Genomic DNA, 24,250 nt, shown 5'->3' with positions numbered 1-24,250 from the left:
TTTTTTGTCATAAGATATTTAAAATGCATTTAATATTTCTTGGTGTATAATTCGTGTCAAAATTTAAGTATAGACTTAATAATAAAAAAAGGTAAAAGGATCTTAGTTATGAAAAAGATATTGGCAATTAGTGCTTTGGCAGCAACTGTACTGTCAGCTCAAGATGTTCCTTATAGGATTTTTCTAGCTTCATTTGCACAAGATGATAATCAGGCTAGAATTGATAGTGCTGTTAATAAAGTCAATAGCAAAATCTCTGACAGCAGACTAACTACAGGTATCTATGAGGTTGGTGGACGAAAATTTTTATATGTTGACACAACTCCAGTCTCTGAGGATGAAGCTAATAGTCTATTAGTTAAAGTTCAAAACGAATCAGGCTATAAAGATGCTTTAATGAGAGCAAAAGCACCTGTAACTGATACTCAAGTAACAAAAAAATCTAATATAGAACAAGCTATATCAACTGAAGTAAAACCAGTAGCACAAGTTGATGATGGAGTTTTGACTTTAGATCAAGTTATAAAGACTATTTTAAATGAAAATCCAAGTTTAAAAGCTACAGAATTTAACTATCTACAAGTTGGTAAAGATCTAAAAATAGCAAAAAATGCCTATTATCCAACACTTGACGCTGCTGCTAGAGTGGGATATGAGAAAAAACGTCTTGATGATGGAGTTTCTACAAGAAGAGGAGATGGAAGAATCTCTGGTACATCTCTAACCTTGGTTGAAAATTTATACAATGGTGGTGCTGATAAAAATAGAATAAATTCTCAAAGTGCAAGGCTTGATTCAGCTGCTTATTCGGTAGCACAAGCTGCAGATAGACTTACGCTAAATGCTACAAATGCTTACTTGCAAGTTCTTCAAACTAAGAGAATTTTAGACATTGAAGAAGAAAACGTAAAGAGTCATGAGGAAATTTATAGTCAAATTAAAGATAGAGCAAGATCAGGTTATGGCGTAGCTTCTGAAGAGAGACAAGCTGGATCACGCTATACTCTAGCTCAATCAAACTATACAGCTGCTAAAAATAACTATGAAGATGCACTTTCTACATTTGAGAAATTATATGGAAAAAAAGTTGCAGCTAAAAATTTAGTAATGCCTGAGTTTAGCCTTCCTTTGCCTAGCACGAAAGAAGCTGTTTACAACAAAGCTATTCTTTGCAATCCGTCACTTTTGGTTCAAAAATCAAATATTGCTATGGCAGAGTCAGTTGTAAAAGAGAAAAATGCGCCATTCTTACCAAAACTAGATCTCGTTGTATCTGGTGCGTATGATCATTCAAATGTTTTATATGACAATTATGAAGAACAAACATTTGACGCACTTTTGAGACTAAACTATAACCTTTACAATAAAGGCAATGATAAACTAGATAAAGAAAAAAGCCAACTTGCCGTTCAACAAGAGCAACAAACTTTGGACAATCTTGTAAGAGAGCTTAAAGAATCTTTGGAATTTTCATGGCAAAATTATGTTCTTAACCAAGAAAAAATGGGATACTTAAATCAACACGTTGAATATGCTAAAGCTACACTTGACGCTTACCAGGATGAATTTAGAATCGGTCGTCGCGATCTTATAAACTTGCTTGATGCTGAAAATGAATATAACTCTGCGTTAAAAGAGATTGCTACAACTGAGACAGCACTATCTTATGCAAAATACAGACTGTTAGATAATATGGGAATGATCTCAGATAGCTTTGAACCAGGTTTTGCAAAGAGATACATTCAAGGTGCTTGCAGCATTCAAAACGATTTAAGATAAAAATGTAAAAAGTAATGACCATGAGGGTCAAGACAAATTTTTGGACGCTTATTGTAAGCGTCCTTTTTTTATTATTAGCAAGTGCTATTGGAGATTTTATAAAATCAACAACTATAGCAAAGGTAGCTAAAATTTATGGAGAAGATGCAAGAAGAAGGGCTTCTGCTCTAAATTCTTTAATGGCTTCATTGCAAGATGCAACTGAACAAGAGAAATTAATAAAAGTAAATGACTTTTTTAACTCTTTTAGATGGGTTGATGATATGCAACTTTGGCACAAAAAGGATTATTGGGCTACTAGAATGGAATTTATAGGAAAAGGTGCTGGCGACTGCGAAGACTACGTTATTGCAAAATATTTTACACTAAAGCAGCTAGGAATTCCAACTCAAAAATTATACTTCACATATGTTAAAGCCTTAAGATACAATCAAGCTCATATGGTTTTAGCATACTACGATACACCAAAATCTATTCCATTAATTTTAGATAACATAAATGGTAAAATAAAAATCGCAACTCAAAGAACAGACCTTGTTCCGGTTTATAGTTTTAATGGTGATTCGCTATACTTGGCAAAACAAGAAGGTCTTGGTCAAGCAATACCAGGTGGAAATAAAAAACAAAATCCTAAGTGGATGGAACTAATAGATAGGATAGGAAAAGAGGATTTATGACGCTATTTAAACAAATTATGATCGCCGTGATAACTTTTGGTATCATGATTTTTATGGCTGTTGGCTACTTAAATTTTAAGAGCCTAAATGGATATATTAATGACCAGCTTGGTGAAAATGCAAGGCATACAGCAAATTCGCTTGGACTTGCTTTAAAGCCTATTATCGATCCAGATGACATGTCCTTGGCTCAAACAATGATAAATTCTATGTTTGACAGCGGTAGATACAAGCTTATCAAGCTTGAAGATGTTGATGGCAAGGTTCTTATTGAAAATTCTCAACAAACTGTTGTTAAAGATATTCCCGAGTGGTTTTACAAAATAGCTAAGTTTGAAGCGCCAATAGCAGATAGCGAGATTATGACTGGCTGGGCAAAATTTGGCACGCTTTATGTTCAAGGTAGCACCGCACTTGCCTACAATGAGCTTTATACTAACTCAAAAAATATTTTTAATTTTCTTCTTCTAATGATAATTGTCACTCTCGTGGTGGCATATTTCGCTCTAAAAGCTATTTTTAGACCGCTTATGAAGGTTCAAGATCAGGCTGAGGCCATACTTGATAATAAATTTATTATTCAGAAAAGAATTCCATTTACAGCCGATCTTAAAAAAATGGTTCTAGCTATGAACTCTATGGTTAGTAAAGTAAAAGACATTTTTGAGAGAGAGGCAGCCACACTTAGTAAGTATCAAGAACTTTTATATAAAGATACAATGAGTGGTGCTAATAACAGAAGATTTTTTCAAACTAAATTTAGTGAGTATCTAGCAAGTGAAGAATATTCAAGTGGTGTTGCTTTACTTGTTAGTTTTAAAGATCTAATAAATTTAAAAAGTACGCTTGGCTTTGAAAAATGGCAAAGCGTTGTAATGAAAATAGCTCAAATTTTACAAGAAAAATCAATTCATAATGATAAAAATACAATTGTTGCAAGGCTTAACGATAATGATTTCATCGTACTTTCGTATGGTAGAAATTCGTCAAATTTCTTGGCTCTATGTGATGAAATTATGAACGAGTTTAAAAAGCTTTATGCAAATTTTGCACTAAATGATAGCGAGTATCCAGTAAATGCTGCGATAGTAGAGTATTCACCAAATACTGATATCAAGACACTTCTTACTTCAGCTGACGTTACATTGGCTAGCTCAAGACTTGCTGGAAGCTTTACATGTAAGGTATTTAATGAAAATCAAAATGCTTTAGTGATTGGTAAAGAGAAGTATAAAGAGCTTATTTTTGACTCAATAAAAGAGGATGAATTTAAATTCGCAGCTCAAAAAGTGATTGATCTTAATTCAAATTTTGAGCAGTATGAGCTTTATTTGAGGCTTGTTGATAAAGATGGCGTATGGCGTATGGCCTCATATTTCATGCCGATGGTAAATGAGTTAAATTTAGGTGCGATGCTTGATCTTCATATCTTAAATAGGGTGGCTAGAATTTTACCAGAGAATATCTTACCAAGTGGCAACTTGGCAATAAATTTGGGCAAAGAGATATTAAACTCAGATGAAAATTTTTCAAAACTTGAAGCTACACTTAAAAAGATAAGCCAAATTTCTAAATATAAAAACTATATAGAAATTCCAAATAAAGACGATATTAGCATAGAAAGTATAGTTAAGCTTACTAAAAAATTAAAAGAGCTTGGCTTTGGATTTGGTTTTGACCACTTCGAGCTTAATGCAAAAGGTATTGAGAAGCTAAAAGAATTTAACCCTGATTATGTAAAAATTCAGTCAAATGTCTTGATTGACTTCTTAAGTGATAAGTCAGGAGTAAACACAAAACAATCACTTGATGTTGTTTTAAGCTCAAAAGACATTATTTTGATCGCAATCGGTGTTGAAGGTGAAGAGCAGAAGAAAAAGTTAATCGATCTTGGCATTAAAAATATGCAAGGAATTTATATAGATGAAATCAAGAACATTGGATGATAGATGCATAGTGATAAGATAAAAGATGAGCTGCTTCAATGCTTGGTTATTTTTACCAAGCTTCATAATAATCCATACAGTGCCGATGCTTTAACTATTGGCTTGCCAGTAAAAGATGGCGATGAGATTGAGCTTTTTTCACTTAAAAGCTCAAGGTCTTTATTTTCTCGTGCTGCTTCTCGTGCTGGTTTTGCTTCTACCCTTGTAAGAAAAGATCTTGAGCAAATCTCTCCTTTAGTTTTACCTTGCATTTTAATGCTTAGAGGCAAAAAAGCTTGCATCTTGCAATCTTTTAGTAAAGATAAAAAGACAGCAAATATCATAACTCCAGAACTTTCAACTGGTACTAGCACGATAGAAATAAGTAAATTAAAAGAAGAATATTTAGGCTATGCATACTATTTAAAGCGCGAGTTTGTTCCAGAGGATACTAGCTCAACAAAGCTAATTGATGCGGGCAACGACCACTGGTTTTGGGGAACTCTAAAACGTTCAAAAAAGATTTATTTTGATGTTGTTCTTGCAAGTTTTATTATAAATTTATTTGTTCTTGCTAGTCCGCTTTTTACGATGAACGTATATGACCGTGTCGTGCCAAATAATGCAGTTGAGACACTTTGGGTCTTGGCGCTTGGCGTAAGTGTAGTTTATGGCATAGATCTTTTCTTAAAATTTGTAAGATCATATTTTCTTGAGATTGCTGGCAAAAAGAGTGACATCATAATGAGTTCTATTTTATTTGAGCGCGTTATGGATATGAAATTTAGCAATAAACCAAAATCTGTTGGCTCATTCGCCAGTAATCTAAAAGAGTTTGATACAGTTAGAAATTTCTTCTCGTCAGCCTCATTGGCAGCTATTGTGGATCTTCCATTTGCGATCATTTTCTTGATAGTTACTTATTTTATAGGAAGTTATATCGTACTCGTACCAATTGTTATTATGATAGCTATTTTATGTTATACATTTTTTATAAAAGATCCACTTCAAAATGCTATTAAAAGTACATTTGAGGCTTCGGCTATAAAAAATGGAATTTTAATAGAGAGCCTTAGTAGTCTTGAGACTATCAAAACTCTTGGTGCTAGTGGCCATATACAATGGAACTGGGAAGAGGCAACTGGTGAGATAGCAAATAGAAGCATTAAATCAAAAATTATTACAACTTCGATAACCACTGTTACATCTTTTTTAGTGCAATTAAATACTATTGCTATCATCGTTCTTGGTGTCTATATGATACAAGATACACATCTTACAATGGGTGGTCTTATCGCTGCGGTTATGCTTAGCTCTCGTGCTATCGCTCCTATGGGACAGGTAGCTTCACTAGCTGCAAATTTTGAGCAGACAAAAACAGCCTATCAAAGTCTTAGTAAGATTATGCAAATGCCTGTTGAAAGGCCAGAAGGTAAAAAATTTGTTAGAAGAAATTCTTTTGATGGAAAGATTGAGTTTAAGAATGTAAGCTTTACATATCCAGATACCACAAAAGGTTCGCTTGATAGGATAAATTTTGTTATTCAGCCAGGTGAAAAAGTTGGCATTATAGGCAAAAATGGCTCTGGAAAGACTACTTTGCAAAAGCTCATTTTGGGACTTTACTCACCAACTGAAGGCTCAGTGCTAATTGATGGTATTGATATTAATCAAATCGATCCAGCCGATCTTAGGCGAAACATCGGCTATGTTCCGCAAGATGTTGTGCTCTTTAAAGGAACGGTTAGAGAAAATATTGTTCAAAAAGCACCATATGTTGATGATATTCAGATTATAAAAGCAGCTAAAGTAAGCGGAGTTGATGAATATGTAAATGCCCATCCACTTGGATTTGATATGCCAGTCTTTGAAAGAGGCGATGGCATAAGTGGCGGACAGCGTCAAAGTATAGCTGTGGCTAGGGCATTTTTGCTAGATAGTCCTATTATTTTGCTTGATGAGCCAACAAATTCTCTTGATAATACAGTTGAAAATAAGTTAAAAATAAATTTAAAGACAAATACGGCAAATAAAACGATGCTGCTTGTTACACATAGGACGTCGATGCTAGATCTTGTTGATAGACTTATAGTTATGGACAATGGCAAAATTTTATTGGACGGACCAAGAGATGAAGTTTTAGCAAGACTTAGTGGGAAGTGATCATGCAAGAAGATATCAAGAATAAACAAAATGAAAATCCAAAAACTGAAAAAAGATTAATTTCTGAAAATAACATAAAAGAACAAGAGGAAGCTAGTAATAAAATTTTAAATAGTGTAGATGATATAAAGTCGAATCTTCAAACAAAAAATTATGATGCTTATGATTTGAAATTTATGTCAAGTCTTTCTGAGGCTGTTTTGGCTAAAGCTCCATCTACATCTAAAAAGATACTCTATACGGTTGCTATAACTATGTTTTGGCTTCTTGTTTGGGCTTCCTGGGCACAAATAGATGAGATCACAAGAGGTAGTGGTAAGATCATCCCGTCTGGAAAAAACCAAGCGATACAAAATCTCGAAGGCGGTATAGTCGATCAAATTTTTGTAAAAGAGGGTGATGAAGTTAAGAAAGATCAAATTCTAATAAGGCTAGATAATAAAAATTTTACGAGTAGTTATGGCGAGTCAAAACTAAGACTTGATGAACTTCAAGCAAAATTTATGAGACTTGATGCTGAGGCGAATGATAAGGAATTTGACTACGATGAAGCTAGAGATGCGAACAATAGCAAAGCCATAAGATATGAGCTAAGTTTGCATAGTTCAAATATCGATCACTTAAATGAACAGATAGGAATTTTAACAGAGCAAATTCATCAACGCCAGAGTGAGTTGGTCGAACTAAAAAATAAAATTTCTCAAACTCAGAATAGCTATAACCTTGTTCTAAAAGAAAAGGCCATTATGGAGCCAATCTTTAAAAAAGGTCTTGTTAGTGAGGTTGAATACATCCAGCTTCAAAGACGTGTAAATGATCTAAGAGGCGAGCTCGATGCTGCCGTTCTTGCCGTACCAAGAGTTGAATCAACTATAAAAGAAGCGAAAAATAAGATCGAAGAAGCAAAACTTGCTTTTAAAAACAATGCAAAAAAAGAGCTAAATGAAGTTTCAGCAGAGATCGCAAGGATAAATGAATCACAGATCAGTCTAAGCGATAGAGTAGAAAGAACATACGTAAGATCTCCAGTAAATGGTATTGTCAGCAAAATGATGGTTCATACCGTATCAGGAGTTATCAAGCCTGGTGAAAATATTGCCGAGATCGTTCCTCTTGAGGATAAATTGGTTGCTGAAGTAAAAGTAAAACCAGCTGATGTTGCATTTTTGAGGCCTGGGCTTGATACGATGGTTAAATTTACGGCCTATGATTTTAGCATTTACGGTGGTTTAAAAGGCAAAGTAACGCAGATTAGTGCCGATACGGAGACTAATGAAAAAACTGGCGAGAGCTATTATTTGGTCAGGATAGAAACTGAGAAAAATTATCTTGGTAGCGAAGAAAAACCGCTTAGAATAAAAGTTGGTATGATAGTCTCAGCTGATATCATTACCGGTAAAAAAACAATACTTGATTATTTATTAAAGCCTATTTTAAAGGCAAAACAAAATGCTTTAACGGAGAGGTAATGGGCAAGATCGCTTTTTATGATAAGAAATTCGGTGAATATGAGATTGAAAAATTTCAAACTTTACAAAATTTCTATCTCATAAAAGATGATCATTGCTGCGATATAGTTAATGAAGAAATTGAACGATTTAAATTTAGTGATTGTGAAATAGAATTTTTACAATTAGTAGATGTTGCTAGTAGACATAAAAAACTATTTGAAAATATAAAAATTCAAGATGATATAGTAAGAAGCATTAAAATTTTAATAAAAGGCTATGACCAGAGTTTGGATAAATTTGACTTTGATCCTGGAATTTTAAATTTAAATACCCCTTATAAATATGCTATATCACAAGATTTTTTTGAAATGACTATTTTTTTAGAAGAAAAATCCTCAGTGGTTACTAAATTTTTCTCATCAATAGATTACAAGATACACAAAAATGGCGAAAGTCGTCACGTGGAATTTTTTATAAATAATAAAAAAATTTATGAAAGAATCATATAAATAATCCAAGGAAAGGTAATGCAAGTTATTTTATTTACACAAAATAGTGCATTAAACAATATTTGGAGAAGCTATTTTACTGGCAATAGCGATGTGAAATTTATACACAATAGAAAAGAGTTTCTTTCTAATATAAATGATGATGTTGATATTATAGGCATAGATATTGATGTTTTTAAAGATAATATTGATGATGTTATAAAAAATATAATTGAAAAATCACCAAATATAAAAATACTCATACTCTCAAATAGGCCAACGATAAACGAAGGCAAGCATCTGCTTACGCTTGGAATCAAGGGCTATGCAAATTCCCACATGAGAAAGACACACTTTGAAGATGCTTTTGAAACCATTTTTAATGGAAATATATGGCTTTACCAAGAATTTGTTCAGGCAATGATTAGTGAGTTAACTGGCTCATATATTAATAGCGAAAGTGAAAAGGTAGACAAAAAGACCGACCTCTCTGAGCTTAGTTCAAGGGAAAGAGAAATTGCAGATTTAATCTATCAGGGTCTAACAAATAATGAAATTTCAGAAAAAACAGGCATTACACTAAGAACAGTCAAAGCACATACAAGCTCGATTTATAGTAAGTTAAATGTAAAGGATAGAATAGGGCTTGTGCTTTTAATGAAGCAGCTTGACGCATAAAATCTTGACTTATTTTTTGAAAAATTAAGATTCTTCTTCAAAAACTATAAATTTTTTATATATACGCCCACAAGAAATACGTACACAACTTTTACTAGCTGAAGAATACAATAAATATAAAATTTTCAAATAAAAAATGATTTGCTAAAATCTTAAATAAAAAATTCTAGCAAATTTATTAATAGCCGAGATAAGAAATTAGAAACTTTAGTCTTCCAAATCGATATCTACTTTTTCAACATTTGTTATGATGTCTTTTGTATTTTTTTCGATATCGTGTTTATTTTTTTCAATAAGTGATCTATTTTGTCCAATCAAATCCCTATTTTCTTTAATGCCATCACTATTTTGTTCAATTAATTTGCTAAGAGTTGATATTCTTTTCTCGTAACGTATCATTAGAAAATAAATTACATAAATTAGTAATAAAATTATCGCCCAAGGTAAAAATTGCATATTAAATCCTTATATATTTTTTGTAATTATAGAAATTTTAGCTTTTAAAAAAAATAAAACTATAAAAATTATACATTTTTCATAAATGCTTAATGATGTATTATGAATTTAAATCTAATAAAAATTTGTATTCTTAAATGGCTATATTTTATGATTTTAATTTTTACGAATAATTTTTTAAATTTCCCTTGACTTTTACCTTGTTTTGATATATAATTGCCACTTCACAAAACAGGCGCTGGTGTAGCTCAGTTGGTAGAGCTACTGCCTTGTAAGCAGTGGGTCGGCGGTTCAAGTCCGTTCACCAGCTCCATTTTTGTAACAGTGTTTGACCAGAAAATACCAAAATAGTTTATTAATGTTTAAGGTGAGATACTCAAGCGGCCAACGAGGGCAGACTGTAAATCTGCTGACTATGTCTTCCGTGGTTCGAATCCACGTCTCACCACCATTGTTATGCGGGAGTAGCTCAGTTGGCTAGAGCATCAGCCTTCCAAGCTGAGGGTCGCGGGTTCGAGCCCCGTTTCCCGCTCCAAAATTTGGGAAAATAAACTGGGAGCTGTATCTAGATTTTACTAAACACAGTTATTCCTTACTTTATTTTCAAAATTTTTAGTTGTTTGTATTATTTAATTGGAATCATCTCTGCCAAGCGTTTTTCGCTCATATGGCTCAGAGGTAGAGCACTTCCTTGGTAAGGAAGAGGTCGCGGGTTCAAGTCCCGCTATGAGCTCCACTGGTTAATATGATTTTATTATGATTATACAAATTTGGTATGAAAAAAGACATATATCACATACGGAGGAAAAGATGGCTAAAGAAAAATTTTCACGTAACAAGCCGCACGTAAACATAGGTACTATTGGTCACGTAGATCATGGTAAAACTACATTAACAGCTGCAATATCTGCTGTTCTTTCACGCAAAGGACTTGCTGAGCTAAAAGATTATGATAATATTGATAATGCTCCAGAAGAAAAAGAGCGTGGTATTACAATTGCTACTTCACATATTGAGTACGAGACAGAGAAACGCCACTATGCTCACGTTGACTGCCCTGGTCACGCCGACTATGTAAAAAATATGATTACAGGTGCTGCGCAAATGGATGGAGCTATTCTGGTTGTTTCTGCAGCTGATGGTCCAATGCCACAAACTAGAGAGCATATTTTGTTATCACGCCAAGTTGGTGTTCCATATATTGTTGTTTTCATGAACAAAGCTGATATGGTTGATGATGCAGAGCTACTTGAATTGGTTGAAATGGAAATCCGTGAATTACTTAATGAGTATAATTTCCCAGGCGATGATACACCTATTGTTTCTGGTTCAGCACTTAAAGCTCTTGAAGAGGCAAAAGCTGGTCAAGATGGCGAATGGTCAGCAAAAATTATGGAATTAATGGATGCAGTTGATAGCTATATTCCAACTCCAGTTCGTGCAACAGATAAAGACCTTCTTATGCCAATCGAAGATGTTTTTTCGATTTCAGGTCGTGGTACAGTTGTAACTGGTAGAATTGAAAAAGGTGTTATAAAAGTTGGTGACACAATTGAAATTGTCGGTATTAAGCCAACTCAAACAACAACAGTTACTGGTGTTGAAATGTTTAGAAAAGAGATGGATCAAGGCGAAGCTGGCGATAATGTCGGCGTTCTTCTCCGTGGTACCAAAAAAGAGGACGTTGAGCGTGGTATGGTTCTTTGCAAGCCTAAATCAATTACCCCTCATACAAAATTTGAAGGCGAAGTCTATATCTTGACAAAAGAAGAAGGTGGTCGCCATACTCCTTTCTTTAATAACTATAGACCACAATTCTACGTAAGAACAACTGATGTTACTGGTTCAATTACGCTCCCAGAAGGAACAGAGATGGTTATGCCAGGTGATAATGTAAGAATTTCTGTTGAATTGATTGCTCCAGTAGCACTTGAGGAAGGTACTCGTTTTGCTATCCGTGAAGGTGGTAGGACTGTTGGTTCAGGTGTTGTTTCAAAAATACTTGGTTAATTTATAAAAATTTGTCAAAGGGAGGATATCCCTTTGATATCTTAATAAGGACTTATATGAGAATTAAAATTGGTTTAAAATGCTCCGAAAGTGGTGATATAAATTATACAACAACTAAAAATAGTAAAACTACTACGGATAAAGTTGAACTTAAAAAGTATTGCCCAAGATTAAAAAAACATACTATTCATAAAGAAGTTAAATTAAAAAGTTAATTAAGAAGCTATTAGGGCAATAGCTCCAACGGTAGAGCGCTGGATTCCAAATCCAATGGTTGGGGGTTCGAATCCCTCTTGCCCTGCCACGACTAAGGTTAAGATTATGGAAAAAATTATAAATTATATTAAGCTTTCTAAATTGGAAATAATGAAGGTTATCTATCCTACAAAAGAACAAATTAGAAATGCTTTTTTTGCAGTTTTTATCGTAGTTGCTGTTGTATCACTTTTTTTAGCTCTTGTTGATGTTATTATGTCCTTTGTTTTATCTAAAGTTATATGATATAAGGAAAGAAGTAATGTCACATAAATGGTATGCTATACAGACTTACGCTGGAAGCGAAATGGCAGTAAAAAAAGGAATTGAAAATTTAGTAAAAGATCATGGAATAGAAGATCAACTAAAAGAAATTATAGTTCCTACAGAAGACGTAATAGAAATAAAAAATGGTAAGCAAAAAATCAACGAAAGAACTCTTTACCCAGGTTATGCTTTTGCGTGCTTAGATCTTGATACGGCTCTTTGGCACAGGATTCAATCTTTACCAAAAGTTGGACGTTTTATTGGTGAGGCTAAAAAACCTACGCCATTATCTGAAAAAGATATAAATACTATTTTGGAAAAAGTTCAAAAAAGGGCTGCACCAAAACCTAAGATATTCTTTGAGGATGGTGAGAGTGTTCGTATAACAGAAGGTCCTTTTGCTAACTTTACAGGTATTGTTGAAGAATATGACATGATACATGGCAAACTTAGACTTAATGTTTCTATTTTTGGTAGAAGTACCCCTGTTGATATTTTGTATTCACAAGTTGAGAAGATAATTTAAGGAGCAAGAAATGGCTAAAAAAGTTATAGGTGAAATAAAATTACAAATTGCTGCAACAAAAGCAAATCCTAGTCCACCAGTTGGTCCAGCTCTTGGACAAAAAGGTGTTAATATTATGGAATTTTGTAAAGCCTTTAATGAAAGAACAAAAGACATGGTTGGGTTTAATATTCCAGTTGTTATAACTGTTTATGCTGATAAAAGTTTTACATTTATCACAAAACAGCCTCCTGCTACAGATCTTATTAAAAAGGCTGCAGGTATAACAAAAGGAACTGATAATCCTTTAAAAAATAAAGTAGGCAAATTGACAAAAGCTCAAGTTCTAGAAATAGTTGAGAAAAAACTTGTTGATTTGAATACAAATGATAAAGAGCAAGCAGCCAAGATTATTGCTGGTTCAGCTCGCTCAATGGGTGTCGAAGTAGTAGACTAAAGCCTTTACCGTCAGGTTGATTAGCAAAAGACGGAAGCAATATATATGCGGAGAAATTTATGGGAAAAACTAGTAAGAGATTTCAAGATTTGCTCAAAAAAGTAGAGCAAGATAAAATTTATAACCTTAGTGAGGCTATTGATACAGTTAAAACTCTGGCTTCTGCTAAATTTAATGAAACAGTTGAAATTGCATTAAAATTAAATGTTGATCCAAGACATGCTGATCAAATGGTTCGTGGTTCAGTAGTTTTGCCAGCTGGTACAGGTAAAACTGTAAGAGTTGCTGTTATTGCAAAAGATGCTAAAGCTGATGAGGCTAAAGCAGCTGGTGCTGATATTGTTGGTGCAGATGATTTAGTTGAAGATATACAAAAAGGTATAATGAATTTTGATGTTCTTATAGCTACTCCAAACTTAATGGGTCTTGTAGGTAAGGTCGGTAGAATTTTAGGACCAAAAGGATTAATGCCAAATCCAAAAACTGGTACAGTCACAATGGATGTTGCACAAGCTGTTAATAATGCAAAAAGTGGTCAAGTAAATTTCCGTGTTGATAAGCAAGGAAATATACACGCAGGCCTTGGTAAAGTTAATTTTACTAAAGAACAATTAAATGAAAATATTTCAACATTTATTAAAGCAATTAATAAACATAAACCTGCAACTGCAAAGGGTAGATATGTTAAAAATGCTTCGTTGTCTTTGACAATGAGCCCATCTATAGCTCTTGATACTCAAGAAGTTATGGACTTAAAATAAAACTAAAAATTAAAATTTATATCTTAGATTGGAGATAGCCGAGGCCATTGGGCTTAATTGATTCGACCCGCTCTGCTTGAAATTACCGGTCGGAAAGGAGAAAAAGTGACACGTAATGAAAAAACTGAAGTTGTTGCAAAATTAGAGAGTGAATTTAAAACTGCTGAAGCTATTGTAGTTTGTGACTATCGTGGCCTTTCAGTAAAGAAACTTGAAGTTTTAAGAAATTCTGCTAAAGAACAAAATGTAAAAGTTCAGGTTATTAAAAATACTCTTGCAAATATTGCTCTTAAAAATTCTGATAAAGTCGGAATGGAACTCAAAGATACAAATATCTATCTTTGGAGCGAAGATCAATTAGCAGTAACTAAAGTAGCCGCAAAATTTGAAGAGTCTAATGCTGATCTTTTCAAAATAAAAACAGCTTATATTGATGGCGAAGTTGCTAGCGTTGATAAAGTTAAAGCTCTATCTAAAATGCCTAGCCGTGATGAGCTTATTGCGATGCTTTTACAAGTTTGGAATGCGCCAATTCAAAATTTCACAATTGGTTTGAATGCGCTTAAAGAGAAAAAAGAACAATCAGCTTAATAAAAATTAAAAATAATAAGGATTAAAAATGGCAATTACTAAAGAAGATGTATTAGAGTTTATATCTAATCTTTCTGTACTTGAACTTAGTGAACTTGTAAAAGAGTTCGAAGAGAAATTTGGTGTTAGCGCAGCTCCTGTAATGGTAGCTGGTGGTGCAGCTGCAGCAGGCGGTGCAGCAGCTGCAGCAGAGGAAAAAACAGAATTTAACATTGTCTTGGTTGATTCTGGTGATAAGAAAATCAACGTTATTAAAGTTGTTAGAGCGCTTACTGGTCTTGGTCTTAAAGAAGCCAAAGACGCAGTTGAGGGAACACCATCTGTTCTTAAAGAAGGCGTTAGCAAAGATGAGGCTGAGGCAGCTAAAAAAGAGCTTGAGGAAGCTGGTGCTAAGGTTGAACTTAAATAATTTTTTATTATTTAAGCTTAATATTTCAAGAGAGGGCACAGGCTCTCTCTTTTTTTAAATTTTAGATGCCTTGTTAAAAGGCTATACTTTATCTTTCAAAATTACCACGAGGTAGATGCAATGTTAAATAGCTTATACTCAGGAAATCGTCTTAGAGTTGACTTCTCTAATGTCGTTAAGGAGATAGACGTTCCGAACCTACTACAACTACAAAAAAAGAGCTTTGATAATTTTTTAAATCTAGATAACAATCAAATAGAAAGCGGTATAGAAAAAGTTTTCAAATCAATCTTTCCAATACATGATCCGCAAAATCGTTTAACTTTAGAATATGTTGGCTCAGAAATTGGAAAACCAAAATATACAATTAGAGAGTGTATAGAAAGAGGTCTTACATACTCTGTAAATTTAAAGATGAAAATACGTCTTATCGTTCATGAGAAAGATGATAAGACAGGTGATAAAGTCGGTGTTAAAGATATAAAAGAACAAGAAATTTTTATACGTGAAATTCCACTAATGACTGATAGAATTTCATTTATTATAAATGGTGTTGAGCGTGTTGTTGTAAATCAACTTCATAGAAGCCCAGGTGTTATTTTTAAACAAGAAGAGAGCGCGACCGTTGCAAATAAATTAATTTATACAGCTCAAATAATACCAGACCGTGGCTCTTGGCTACACTTTGAATATGACACAAAAGATATTTTATATGTTAGGATAAATAAACGCAGAAAAGTACCAGTAACTATATTATTTAGGGCACTTGGATATAAAAAACAAGATATTATTAAGTTGTTTTACCCGATACAAAATTTAATTATTAAAAATAACAAATTTTTAACTCTTTTTAATCCTGAAGATTATTTGGGAAGAGTTGAATATGATATAAAAAACGAAGATGGAGAAATTCTTCACCAAGCAGGCAAACGTCTAACCAAGAAAAAAGCTGATAAGTTGATTGAAGATGGCGTAAAATTTGTTGAATACCCAGTTGAAGCACTTATTGGTAGATACTTGGCAAACCCTGTAATAAATACAGAGAGTGGAGAAATTTTATATGATACGTTATCTGCTCTTGACGAGAATAAACTTGCGAAAATTTTAGCTGAGCATGAAAGTATCGAGATTATAAATAACTCTGCTGCTGGTGTTGATGATGCGATTATAAATTCTTTTATAGCTGACAACGATATGCTTAAGGTTTTAAAACAAACTGAGGGTGTGGATGACGAAAACGATCTTGCGGCTATTAGAATTTATAAGGTCATGAGACCAGGAGAGCCAGTTGTTAAAGAGGCTGCAAAGAGTTTTGTAAATGATATGCTATTTAACCCTGAGAGATACGATTTAACAAAAGTTGGTCGTATGAAAATGAACCATAAGCTCTCTCTTGATGTGCCAGAATACGTTACTTTATTAACAAGTGAAGATATCATAAAAACTGCGAAATATCTTATAAAAGTTAAAAATGGACAAGGTCACATTGATGACCGAGATCACCTTGGCAACCGCCGTATAAGGTCAATCGGTGAGCTACTTGCTAGCGAACTTCACCTCGGTTTTGTAAAGATGCAAAAGGCAATCCGCGATAAATTTACAAGCTTAAGCAATAATACTGAAGAGATTATGCCATACGACCTTATTAATCCAAAAATGATTACTGCTACGATTATGGAATTTTTTACGGGTGGTCAGTTAAGCCAGTTTATGGATCAGACAAACCCACTTAGTGAAGTTACTCACAAGCGCCGTCTATCTGCGCTTGGCGAGGGTGGATTAGTAAAAGAACGTGCTGGCTTTGAGGTGCGTGACGTTCACCCGACTCATTACGGCAGAATTTGTCCAGTTGAGACTCCAGAAGGTCAAAATATTGGTCTTATCAATACACTTTCAACCTATGCAAAAGTGAATGATCTTGGCTTTGTTGAAGCGCCTTACAAAAAAGTTGTAGATGGCAAAGTGACTGATGAGATAGTTTATTTAACTGCAACTCAAGAAGAGGGCAATGTTATAGCTCCAGCATCAACTAAACTTGATGAAAATGGACACATCGTTGAGGACTTGATTGAAGTTAGAAAAGATGGCGAGATGATGCTTGCTCGTAGAGAAGATGTCACATTGATCGACCTTTGCTCAGGTATGATAGCTGGTGTTGCAGCTTCGCTTATTCCATTCCTAGAGCACGATGATGCCAACCGTGCGCTTATGGGTTCAAACATGCAGCGTCAAGCAGTGCCGCTACTTCGCTCAACTGCCCCGATCGTAGGAACAGGTATGGAGAGCGTTATCGCAAGAGATGCTTGGGAGAGCGTAAAAGCAAAACGTGGTGGCGTGGTTGAAAAGGTTGATAATAAAAATATATTTATTTTGGGCGAAGACGAAGCCGGTCCATACATCGATCACTACTCTTTAGAAAAAAATTTAAGAACAAACCAAAATACGACTTTTTCTCAACATCCGATAGTTAAGAAAGGCGATGAGATCGTTGCTGGTCAAATAATTGCTGACGGTCCAAGTATGGAAAAAGGCGAGCTAGCCATTGGTAAAAATGCACTAATCGCATTTATGCCTTGGAATGGTTACAACTACGAGGACGCAATCGTTATTAGTGAAAAAATGATACGTGAAGATGCCTTTACGAGTGTTCATATCTATGAAAAAGAGATCGAAGCTCGTGAGTTAAAAGACGGCGTTGAGGAGATAACAAAAGATATACCAAACGTCAAAGAAGAGGAGCTTATGCACCTTGATGAGAGCGGTATTGTCAAAATTGGTACAGAGATTAAGCCTGGTATGATCCTTGTTGGCAAAGTATCTCCAAAAGGCGAAGTTAAGCCAACTCCAGAAGAGAGGTTGCTTCGTGCGATCTTTGGTGAAAAGGCTGGTCACGTTGTAAACAAATCGCTCTACGCTTCAGCTTCGATGGAAGGCGTGGTTGTTGATGTTAAAATTTTCACCAAAAAAGGTTATGAAAAAGATAGCAGAACAAATAAAGCTTACGAAGAAGAGAAGACTCTTTTAGAAAAAGAACATCACGATAGACTACTTATGCTAGACCGCGAAGAGATGCTAAAAGTTACAGCACTTCTTTCTAAAAATCCACTAGCAAGTGATCAAGAGGTAAATAAAAAAGAGTATAAGAAAGGCTCAAAGATCAATAAGGCTGATCTTGAAAATATAAATAGGTTTACTCTAAATGCTATCGTTAAAAGCTTTTCAAAAGATATTCAAAAGAAATATGACGAGCTAAAAAATTACTTCCAAAATGAGAAGAAAAAGCTTAAAGAAGAGCATGACGCTAAGATAGAAATTTTAGAAAAAGATGACATTTTGCCAAGCGGTGTTGTTAAACTTGTAAAAGTTTACATAGCTACAAAACGCAAACTAAAAGTCGGCGATAAGATGGCTGGACGTCACGGTAATAAAGGTATCGTTTCAAATATAGTTAGAGAAGTAGATATGCCGTATCTTCCAAGCGGTCAGATCGTTGATATCGTGCTAAACCCACTTGGCGTTCCAAGCCGTATGAACATCGGTCAAATTTTAGAGAGCCACCTTGGTCTTGTTGGCTATCGCTTAGGTGAGCAGATCAATGAAATTTTTGAAACTAAAAAAGGCGAGTGGATAAAAGAGCTAAGAGCTAAGATGATAGAGATAGCAGGTATTGCTAAGCTAATGGATGCTAAAAAAGCTCTTGGTAAGATGAGTGACGAGAAGCTTCTTGAATACGCAAAAGATTGGAGTAATGGCGTAAGATTTGCAACTCCGATTTTTGAAGGTGTTAAGGCTGACGAATTTGCAAAATTATTTGAGATGGCAAAGATAGATAGCGACGGCAAAACCGAGCTATATGACGGACGCACAGGCTCAAAGATAAGAGAACGCGTTAATGTTGGTTGTATGTATATGCTAAAACTTCACCACTTGGTTGATGAAAAAGTTCACGCAAGAAGCACTGGACCATACAGCCTTGTTACACAACAACCTGTCGGCGGCAAGGCGTTATTTGGTGGTCAAAGATTTGGTGAGATGGAGGTTTGGGCACTTGAGGCTTACGGTGCTGCTCATACACTAAGAGAGATGTTAACCGTAAAATCAGATGATGTTGAGGGAAGACTTTCTGCTTATAAGGCTTTAACAAGAGGTGAAAACGTTCCTGAGACTGGCATCCCTGAGACGTTCTTTGTTCTAACAAACGAGCTAAAATCACTAGCTCTTGATGTAGAAGTATATGATGAGGATGAGACAAATGAAACTAACTAATTTAAAACCAGTTGAGATAAAAGAAGAGCATAGACCTCGTGATTTTGAAGCTTTTCAACTTCGTTTAGCAAGTCCTGAGAAGATAAAATCTTGGAGTTATGGTGAGGTTAAAAAACCAGAAACTATCAACTACCGCACGCTAAAACCTGAGCGTGACGGCTTATTTTGTGCGAAAATTTTTGGACCGATCCGTGACTACGAGTGCCTTTGCGGCAAATATAAAAAGATGCGTTATAAAGGCATTAAGTGTGAAAAGTGCGGCGTTGAAGTAACGACATCTAAAGTTCGCCGCTCTCGCATGGGTCACATCGAGCTTGTAACTCCAGTGGCTCACATCTGGTATGTAAATTTTTTGCCAAGTCGTATTGGTGCGCTTCTTGGTATTAAGATGAAAGATCTTGAGCGCGTACTTTACTATGAGGCATATATTGTTGATAATGCTGGTGAGGCTTATTACGACAATGAAAATTCTAAAAAAGTTGAAAAATACGACGTTTTAAATGAAGAACAATATCAAAGTCTAGCTTCAAGATATGAAGAGACTGGTTTTACGGCTAGAATGGGTGGCGAGGTCATCTATGATATGCTAGCTGAGCTTGATTTGATGGAAATTTTAAATCAACTAAAAGAAGAGATGGAGTCTACAAATTCTGAGGCTAAGAAAAAAACTATCGTAAAACGCCTAAAAGTTATCGAGAGCTTTTTAAATTCAGGCAACCGCCCAGAGTGGATGATGATAACAAATTTACCAGTTCTTCCACCTGATCTTAGACCGCTAGTCAGCCTTGATGGTGGTAAATTTGCTGTTTCAGACGTAAACGACCTATATCGCCGCGTAATAAATAGAAATAGCCGTCTAAAACGCCTACTTGAGCTTGACGCACCTGAGATCATTATAAGAAATGAAAAGAGAATGCTTCAAGAAGCTGTTGATGCGCTATTTGACAATGGTCGCAGAGCAAATGCAGTAAAAGGCGCAAATAAGCGTCCACTAAAATCACTAAGTGAGATCATCAAAGGCAAGCAAGGCCGATTCCGTCAGAATTTGCTAGGTAAGCGTGTTGACTTCTCTGGACGTTCTGTTATCGTTGTTGGTCCAAAGCTAAAGATGGATCAGTGTGGTCTTCCAAAGAAAATGGCTCTAGAACTATTTAAACCACATTTGCTTGCTCGCCTTGAAGAAAAGGGCTATGCAACAACTGTTAAGCAAGCGAAAAAGATGATAGAAGATAAGACAAATGAGGTTTGGGAGTGCCTAGAAGAGGTCGTTAAAGACTATCCAGTCATGCTAAACCGTGCTCCAACACTTCACAAGCTTTCCATCCAAGCGTTTCACCCAGTGCTTGTTGAAGGCAAGGCGATTCAGCTTCACCCATTAGTTTGTGCTGCATTCAACGCGGACTTTGACGGCGACCAAATGGCTGTTCACGTACCACTATCACAAGAGGCTATCGCTGAGTGCAAAATTTTGATGCTTAGCTCAATGAATATTTTGCTTCCAGCAAGTGGTAAGGCTATCACAGTCCCTTCACAAGATATGGTTTTAGGAATTTATTATTTAAGCCTAGAGAGAAATGATGAAAAAGGTGCAAATAAAATTTTCTCAAGCGTTGATGAAGTAATGATCGCTGAAGAGGCTAACACTCTTGGCCTTCACGCTAAAATCAAGACTATGGTTGATAATAAGATCATCTTTACGACGGCTGGTCGCTTGATTTTAAGAGCTATACTTCCTGATTTTGTTCCTGAAAATATGTGGAATAAGATCATGAAGAAAAAAGATATTGCAAATTTGGTTGATTATGTTTATAGAAATGGTGGTCTTGAAGTAACGGCCGATTTTCTTGATAAGCTTAAAAATTTAGGCTTTAGATATGCGACAAAAGCGGGAATTTCTATCTCTATCGCAGACATCATCGTGCCTGATAGCAAGCAAAAATATATCGACGAAGCTAAGAAAAAAGTTCGCGAAATTCAAAAGCAATACGGCGCTGGTCTTTTAACAGATAGTGAGAGATATAACAAGATCATTGATATCTGGACAGATACAAATAACAGCGTTGCAAGCGAGATGATGAAGCTTATTCAAAGTGATAAAGGTGGATTTAACTCAATTTATATGATGGCAGACTCAGGTGCGAGAGGTAGTGCAGCGCAGATTCGCCAGCTAGCTGGTATGCGTGGTCTTATGGCAAAACCTGATGGTTCGATCATTGAAACGCCGATCATTTCAAACTTCCGTGAAGGTCTAAACATAATGGAGTACTTTAACTCTACCCACGGAGCTAGAAAAGGACTTGCAGATACCGCTCTAAAAACAGCCAACGCCGGTTATTTAACAAGAAAACTAATCGACGTTGCTCAAAATGTTAAAGTCACAATGCATGACTGCGGTACGCACGAGGGTGTTGAAATCACAGATATTACAGAGAGTGGCGAGCTAATAGAAAGCCTTGAAGAAAGAGTATTAGGCCGTGTTTTAGCAGATGATGTGATCGATCCTATAACAAATGAAATTTTATTTAGCGAAGGCACATTACTTGATGAAGAAAAAGCTAGAGCTATAACAGAAGCTGGCATAAAATCAGTGAGCATTAGAACGCCTATCACATGCAAGGCACCAAAAGGCGTTTGTGCAAAATGCTACGGCTTAAATTTGGGTGAAGGCAAACTTGTAAAACCAGGCGAGGCAGTTGGTATTATTTCAGCTCAATCTATCGGTGAGCCAGGTACACAGCTAACGCTAAGAACATTCCACATCGGTGGTACAGCTTCTACTGAGCAACAAGATCGTCAAGTAATCGCCCAAAAAGAAGGTTTTATCAGATATTACAACCTTAATACTTATGATAACGGTGATAAGAAGATCGTTGCAAATAGAAGAAGTGCGGCTGTGCTACTTGTTGAACCAAAGATTAAATCAACGATTGATGGCAAAATAGAGATCGAATATGCCCACGAAGATGTAAATATCGTGATAAAAGGTAAAAAAGAAGAGGTTAAATATACAATTAGAAGAAACGATCTTGCTAAGCCAAATGAATTAGCTGGTGTTAGCGGAAAGATCGAAGGAAAGATGTATATACCTTATGTAAGTGGCGATAAAGTAAAAGAGAATGAAAGTATTGTTGAGATCATAAAAGAGGGTTGGAATATCCCAAATCGTATCCCATACGCTAGTGAACTTAAAATTTCAGACGGGGATCCTGTAACTCGTAAAATTTTAGCCGACGCAAATGGTGTGGTTAAATTTTTCATATTAAAAGGTGATTATCTTGATAGGGTTAAAGATATCAAAAAAGGTCACAAAGTAACTGAAAAAGGTTTCTTTGTAGTTGTTTCTGATAAAGATGGACGTGAGGCGGTTCGCCATTATATCCCAAGAAATTCTATCATTCAAGTTTCTGATAATGATGCAGTTGAGAGAGCGACAGTAGTCTCATTGCCTGAAAAAGATGACAAGTTGATTATTGCTGAGTGGGACCCATACTCAACTCCAACTATTGCTGAAGAAGCTGGCGTGGTTAGCTTTGAAGATATTGAGCCAGGATATAGTGCGACTGAGCAAGCAGATGAGGCGACTGGACAAAGACGTCTTGTTATCAATGAGTATTTGCCAAGCGGTGTAAAACCTGCGATTATTATCGCTACTAAAAAAGGAAATTTAATTAAGTATCCGCTTGATCCAAAAACTGCGATCTTTGTCTCAAGTGGTGATGAAGTAGCTCAGGCTGATATTTTGGCCAAGACCCCAAAAGCTGTTGCTAAGTCAAAAGATATTACCGGCGGTCTTCCAAGAGTTAGTGAGCTATTTGAAGCAAGACGCCCTAAAAATACAGCTATTGTTGCAGAGATTGATGGTGTGGTTAGATTTGACAAGCCACTTCGCTCAAAAGAGCGCATAATCATCCAAGCTGAAGATGGCACAACTGCTGAGTATTTGATCGAGAAAAGTCGTCAGATACAAGTAAGAGACGGTGAATTTGTCCATGCTGGTGAGAAACTAACTGATGGGCTAATCTCAAGCCACGATATTTTAAGAATTCTTGGCGAAAAAGCACTTCACTACTATTTGATCAGCGAAATTCAGCAAGTTTATCGCCGTCAAGGTGTTGCTATCGCAGATAAACATATCGAGATCATTGTCTCTCAAATGCTTCGCCAAGTCAAAATCGTTGATAGTGGAAATACAAATTTTATAGTTGGCGATATGGTCTCAAGAAATAAATTTAAAGAAGAGAACGAGCGCATCATGAACATGGGTGGTGAGCCAGCTATTGCTGAGCCGATCCTTCTTGGTGTTACAAGAGCGGCTATCGGAAGTGATAGTGTGATCTCTGCTGCATCGTTCCAGGAGACAACTAAAGTCCTAACAGAAGCATCGATTGCTGCTAAATTTGACTATCTTGAAGATCTAAAAGAGAACGTTATCCTCGGACGTATGATCCCAGTTGGAACTGGTTTTTATAAGGATAAAAAAGTAAAAATCAAAGAAAACTAGTCCTTTAAGCCCCTATTTTTGGGGCTTAGTCTCTTTATAGAATTAAATCAATTAAAAATTTACAAGCTATTAACTATCACCTAATAAAATCCTTATCTTTGAAACCACATCATGGAGAATTTATGAAAAACGTTGATCTAGGACTTTTATTTATACGTTTAGGACTCGGTATCTGCCTTTTTATGCATGGCTTTGGTAAAATTTTACATGGACTTAGTGGAGTAAAAGGTATATTAGTAAATGCTGGTTTACCTGGATTTTTGGCATATTTTTCTTACCTTGGAGAGGTCTTAGCGCCAATTATGTTAATTATTGGTTTTTATTCAAGGGTAGGCGCTATCCTAGTTTTAGGTACTAGTATTACTATTTTATACTCGTACTATGGATTTGCAAATTTATTTGCATTAAATGAGGTTAATGGATTTAAATCAGAGCTTATTTGCCTTTATATTGCTATTTCACTTTGTATTCTTTTGATAGGTAGTGGCAAATATGCTGTCAAACAAGACTAATACAAAATAAAGACAGCATAGTCTTTATAAAATCAAGAATTAGATGAGTAAGTCTAACTTATTAACCGTTATTTAAGTTTATTTTAAATAAAATTAGGT

19 protein-coding genes and 5 tRNA genes are annotated in these 24,250 nt (G+C 35.4%); 23 read left to right on the top strand and 1 reads right to left on the bottom strand.

The genetic code is table 11. From position 1 onward, the window contains the following. Window positions 1-108: 108 nt before the first annotated feature. The 7 genes from CVS95_RS01675 to CVS95_RS01645 are packed head-to-tail and all read left to right on the top strand — an operon-like array spanning window position 109 to window position 9,161. The gene (locus CVS95_RS01675) at window positions 109-1,779 is read left to right on the top strand and encodes a TolC family protein (RefSeq protein ID WP_107695347.1); all 1,671 of its coding nucleotides are present in this window, start codon (window positions 109-111) and stop codon (window positions 1,777-1,779) included. Between the two features lie 20 nt (window positions 1,780-1,799). After that, on the top strand, window positions 1,800-2,456 hold the full coding sequence (locus CVS95_RS01670; RefSeq protein WP_021090757.1) for a transglutaminase-like cysteine peptidase: 657 nt from the start codon (window positions 1,800-1,802) through the stop codon (window positions 2,454-2,456). Continuing rightward, window positions 2,453-4,402, top strand: coding sequence for a LapD/MoxY N-terminal periplasmic domain-containing protein (locus CVS95_RS01665; RefSeq protein ID WP_107695346.1), 1,950 nt, complete (start codon window positions 2,453-2,455; stop codon window positions 4,400-4,402). Before CVS95_RS01670 ends, CVS95_RS01665 begins: the two co-directional genes overlap by 4 nt. Window positions 4,403-4,405: 3 nt before the next feature. After that, window positions 4,406-6,544: a type I secretion system permease/ATPase gene (locus CVS95_RS01660; RefSeq protein ID WP_084040698.1), complete on the top strand. Its 2,139-nt coding sequence runs from the start codon at window positions 4,406-4,408 to the stop codon at window positions 6,542-6,544. Between the two features lie 2 nt (window positions 6,545-6,546). After that, window positions 6,547-8,013 carry an HlyD family type I secretion periplasmic adaptor subunit gene (locus CVS95_RS01655; RefSeq protein ID WP_087579856.1) on the top strand — a complete coding sequence of 489 codons (1,467 nt, stop codon included), beginning with the start codon at window positions 6,547-6,549 and terminating at the stop codon, window positions 8,011-8,013. After that, on the top strand, window positions 8,013-8,504 hold the full coding sequence (locus CVS95_RS01650; protein WP_107695345.1) for a DUF5416 family protein: 492 nt from the start codon (window positions 8,013-8,015) through the stop codon (window positions 8,502-8,504). The genes CVS95_RS01655 and CVS95_RS01650 overlap by 1 nt, the downstream gene beginning before the upstream one ends. Before the next feature lie 18 nt (window positions 8,505-8,522). Continuing rightward, window positions 8,523-9,161 carry a response regulator transcription factor gene (locus CVS95_RS01645; RefSeq protein WP_107695344.1) on the top strand — a complete coding sequence of 213 codons (639 nt, stop codon included), beginning with the start codon at window positions 8,523-8,525 and terminating at the stop codon, window positions 9,159-9,161. Window positions 9,162-9,368: 207 nt separating this feature from the next. Here the strand turns inward: CVS95_RS01645 and CVS95_RS01640 are convergent, their stop codons facing one another. Next, complete coding sequence (locus CVS95_RS01640; protein ID WP_021090800.1) at window positions 9,369-9,617, bottom strand: hypothetical protein; 249 nt, start codon at window positions 9,615-9,617, stop codon at window positions 9,369-9,371. Between the two features lie 237 nt (window positions 9,618-9,854). On the opposite strand from CVS95_RS01640, the gene CVS95_RS01635 reads away from it, so the two are divergent. The 16 genes from CVS95_RS01635 (at window position 9,855) to CVS95_RS01560 (ending at window position 24,151) form a co-directional block, all read left to right on the top strand. Further along, a tRNA-Thr gene (locus CVS95_RS01635) sits at window positions 9,855-9,930 on the top strand. 53 nt (window positions 9,931-9,983) lie between these two features. After that, window positions 9,984-10,068, top strand: a tRNA-Tyr gene (locus CVS95_RS01630). Window positions 10,069-10,075: 7 nt separating this feature from the next. Continuing rightward, window positions 10,076-10,152 (top strand) — tRNA-Gly (locus CVS95_RS01625). 126 nt (window positions 10,153-10,278) lie between these two features. Further along, window positions 10,279-10,353: transfer RNA gene (locus tag CVS95_RS01620), tRNA-Thr, on the top strand. Between the two features lie 74 nt (window positions 10,354-10,427). Next, a complete protein-coding gene (tuf, locus tag CVS95_RS01615) occupies window positions 10,428-11,627 on the top strand; it encodes an elongation factor Tu (RefSeq protein ID WP_021090663.1) in 1,200 nt (399 codons plus the stop codon). Window positions 11,628-11,683: 56 nt separating this feature from the next. Next, entirely contained in the window at window positions 11,684-11,842 is a 159-nt protein-coding gene (gene rpmG / locus CVS95_RS01610; protein WP_035167196.1) for a 50S ribosomal protein L33, read from the top strand. A gap of 13 nt (window positions 11,843-11,855) precedes the next feature. Continuing rightward, a tRNA-Trp gene (locus CVS95_RS01605) sits at window positions 11,856-11,931 on the top strand. A gap of 17 nt (window positions 11,932-11,948) precedes the next feature. Next, a complete protein-coding gene (gene secE / locus CVS95_RS01600; RefSeq protein ID WP_072594862.1) occupies window positions 11,949-12,128 on the top strand; it encodes a preprotein translocase subunit SecE in 180 nt (59 codons plus the stop codon). Between the two features lie 16 nt (window positions 12,129-12,144). Further along, complete coding sequence (gene nusG / locus CVS95_RS01595; RefSeq protein ID WP_107695343.1) at window positions 12,145-12,675, top strand: transcription termination/antitermination protein NusG; 531 nt, start codon at window positions 12,145-12,147, stop codon at window positions 12,673-12,675. Between the two features lie 10 nt (window positions 12,676-12,685). Then, the gene (rplK, locus tag CVS95_RS01590; RefSeq protein ID WP_021091067.1) at window positions 12,686-13,111 is read left to right on the top strand and encodes a 50S ribosomal protein L11; all 426 of its coding nucleotides are present in this window, start codon (window positions 12,686-12,688) and stop codon (window positions 13,109-13,111) included. 59 nt (window positions 13,112-13,170) lie between these two features. Further along, window positions 13,171-13,872 (top strand): 50S ribosomal protein L1, encoded by a 702-nt coding sequence (gene rplA / locus CVS95_RS01585; RefSeq protein ID WP_107695342.1) that lies wholly within the window; start codon window positions 13,171-13,173, stop codon window positions 13,870-13,872. 105 nt (window positions 13,873-13,977) lie between these two features. Further along, entirely contained in the window at window positions 13,978-14,463 is a 486-nt protein-coding gene (gene rplJ, locus CVS95_RS01580; RefSeq protein WP_021090459.1) for a 50S ribosomal protein L10, read from the top strand. A 28-nt stretch (window positions 14,464-14,491) separates the two neighbouring features. Further along, complete coding sequence (gene rplL, locus CVS95_RS01575) at window positions 14,492-14,872, top strand: 50S ribosomal protein L7/L12 (RefSeq protein WP_107695341.1); 381 nt, start codon at window positions 14,492-14,494, stop codon at window positions 14,870-14,872. A gap of 120 nt (window positions 14,873-14,992) precedes the next feature. Then, window positions 14,993-19,138: a DNA-directed RNA polymerase subunit beta gene (rpoB, locus tag CVS95_RS01570; RefSeq protein WP_107695340.1), complete on the top strand. Its 4,146-nt coding sequence runs from the start codon at window positions 14,993-14,995 to the stop codon at window positions 19,136-19,138. Beyond that, a complete protein-coding gene (gene rpoC, locus CVS95_RS01565; RefSeq protein WP_103600666.1) occupies window positions 19,125-23,639 on the top strand; it encodes a DNA-directed RNA polymerase subunit beta' in 4,515 nt (1,504 codons plus the stop codon). The genes rpoB and rpoC overlap by 14 nt, the downstream gene beginning before the upstream one ends. A gap of 122 nt (window positions 23,640-23,761) precedes the next feature. Beyond that, window positions 23,762-24,151: a DoxX family protein gene (locus tag CVS95_RS01560; RefSeq protein WP_107695339.1), complete on the top strand. Its 390-nt coding sequence runs from the start codon at window positions 23,762-23,764 to the stop codon at window positions 24,149-24,151. The last annotated feature ends 99 nt before the right edge of the window (window positions 24,152-24,250 follow it).

Origin of the sequence: Campylobacter concisus, from assembly GCF_003048905.1 — a bacterium.
In the GTDB taxonomy this organism is placed as follows: Bacteria; Campylobacterota; Campylobacteria; order Campylobacterales; family Campylobacteraceae; genus Campylobacter_A; species Campylobacter_A concisus_V.
Note: the sequence above shows the minus strand (reverse complement) of the source record. Positions and strands in the feature narration are given on the sequence as shown.

Bases quoted from the DNA above. Each gene is read 5' to 3' on its own strand.
- CVS95_RS01675 (WP_107695347.1), top strand. From the start codon at position 109: ATGAAAAAGATATTGGCAATTAGTGCTTTGGCAGCAACTGTACTGTCA.
- CVS95_RS01670 (WP_021090757.1), top strand. From the start codon at position 1,800: ATGAGGGTCAAGACAAATTTTTGGACGCTTATTGTAAGCGTCCTTTTT.
- CVS95_RS01665 (WP_107695346.1), top strand. From the start codon at position 2,453: ATGACGCTATTTAAACAAATTATGATCGCCGTGATAACTTTTGGTATC.
- CVS95_RS01660 (WP_084040698.1), top strand. From the start codon at position 4,406: ATGCATAGTGATAAGATAAAAGATGAGCTGCTTCAATGCTTGGTTATT.
- CVS95_RS01655 (WP_087579856.1), top strand. From the start codon at position 6,547: ATGCAAGAAGATATCAAGAATAAACAAAATGAAAATCCAAAAACTGAA.
- CVS95_RS01650 (WP_107695345.1), top strand. From the start codon at position 8,013: ATGGGCAAGATCGCTTTTTATGATAAGAAATTCGGTGAATATGAGATT.
- CVS95_RS01645 (WP_107695344.1), top strand. From the start codon at position 8,523: ATGCAAGTTATTTTATTTACACAAAATAGTGCATTAAACAATATTTGG.
- CVS95_RS01640 (WP_021090800.1), bottom strand. From the start codon at position 9,617: ATGCAATTTTTACCTTGGGCGATAATTTTATTACTAATTTATGTAATT.
- tuf (WP_021090663.1), top strand. From the start codon at position 10,428: ATGGCTAAAGAAAAATTTTCACGTAACAAGCCGCACGTAAACATAGGT.
- rpmG (WP_035167196.1), top strand. From the start codon at position 11,684: ATGAGAATTAAAATTGGTTTAAAATGCTCCGAAAGTGGTGATATAAAT.
- secE (WP_072594862.1), top strand. From the start codon at position 11,949: ATGGAAAAAATTATAAATTATATTAAGCTTTCTAAATTGGAAATAATG.
- nusG (WP_107695343.1), top strand. From the start codon at position 12,145: ATGTCACATAAATGGTATGCTATACAGACTTACGCTGGAAGCGAAATG.
- rplK (WP_021091067.1), top strand. From the start codon at position 12,686: ATGGCTAAAAAAGTTATAGGTGAAATAAAATTACAAATTGCTGCAACA.
- rplA (WP_107695342.1), top strand. From the start codon at position 13,171: ATGGGAAAAACTAGTAAGAGATTTCAAGATTTGCTCAAAAAAGTAGAG.
- rplL (WP_107695341.1), top strand. From the start codon at position 14,492: ATGGCAATTACTAAAGAAGATGTATTAGAGTTTATATCTAATCTTTCT.
- rpoB (WP_107695340.1), top strand. From the start codon at position 14,993: ATGTTAAATAGCTTATACTCAGGAAATCGTCTTAGAGTTGACTTCTCT.
- rpoC (WP_103600666.1), top strand. From the start codon at position 19,125: ATGAAACTAACTAATTTAAAACCAGTTGAGATAAAAGAAGAGCATAGA.
- CVS95_RS01560 (WP_107695339.1), top strand. From the start codon at position 23,762: ATGAAAAACGTTGATCTAGGACTTTTATTTATACGTTTAGGACTCGGT.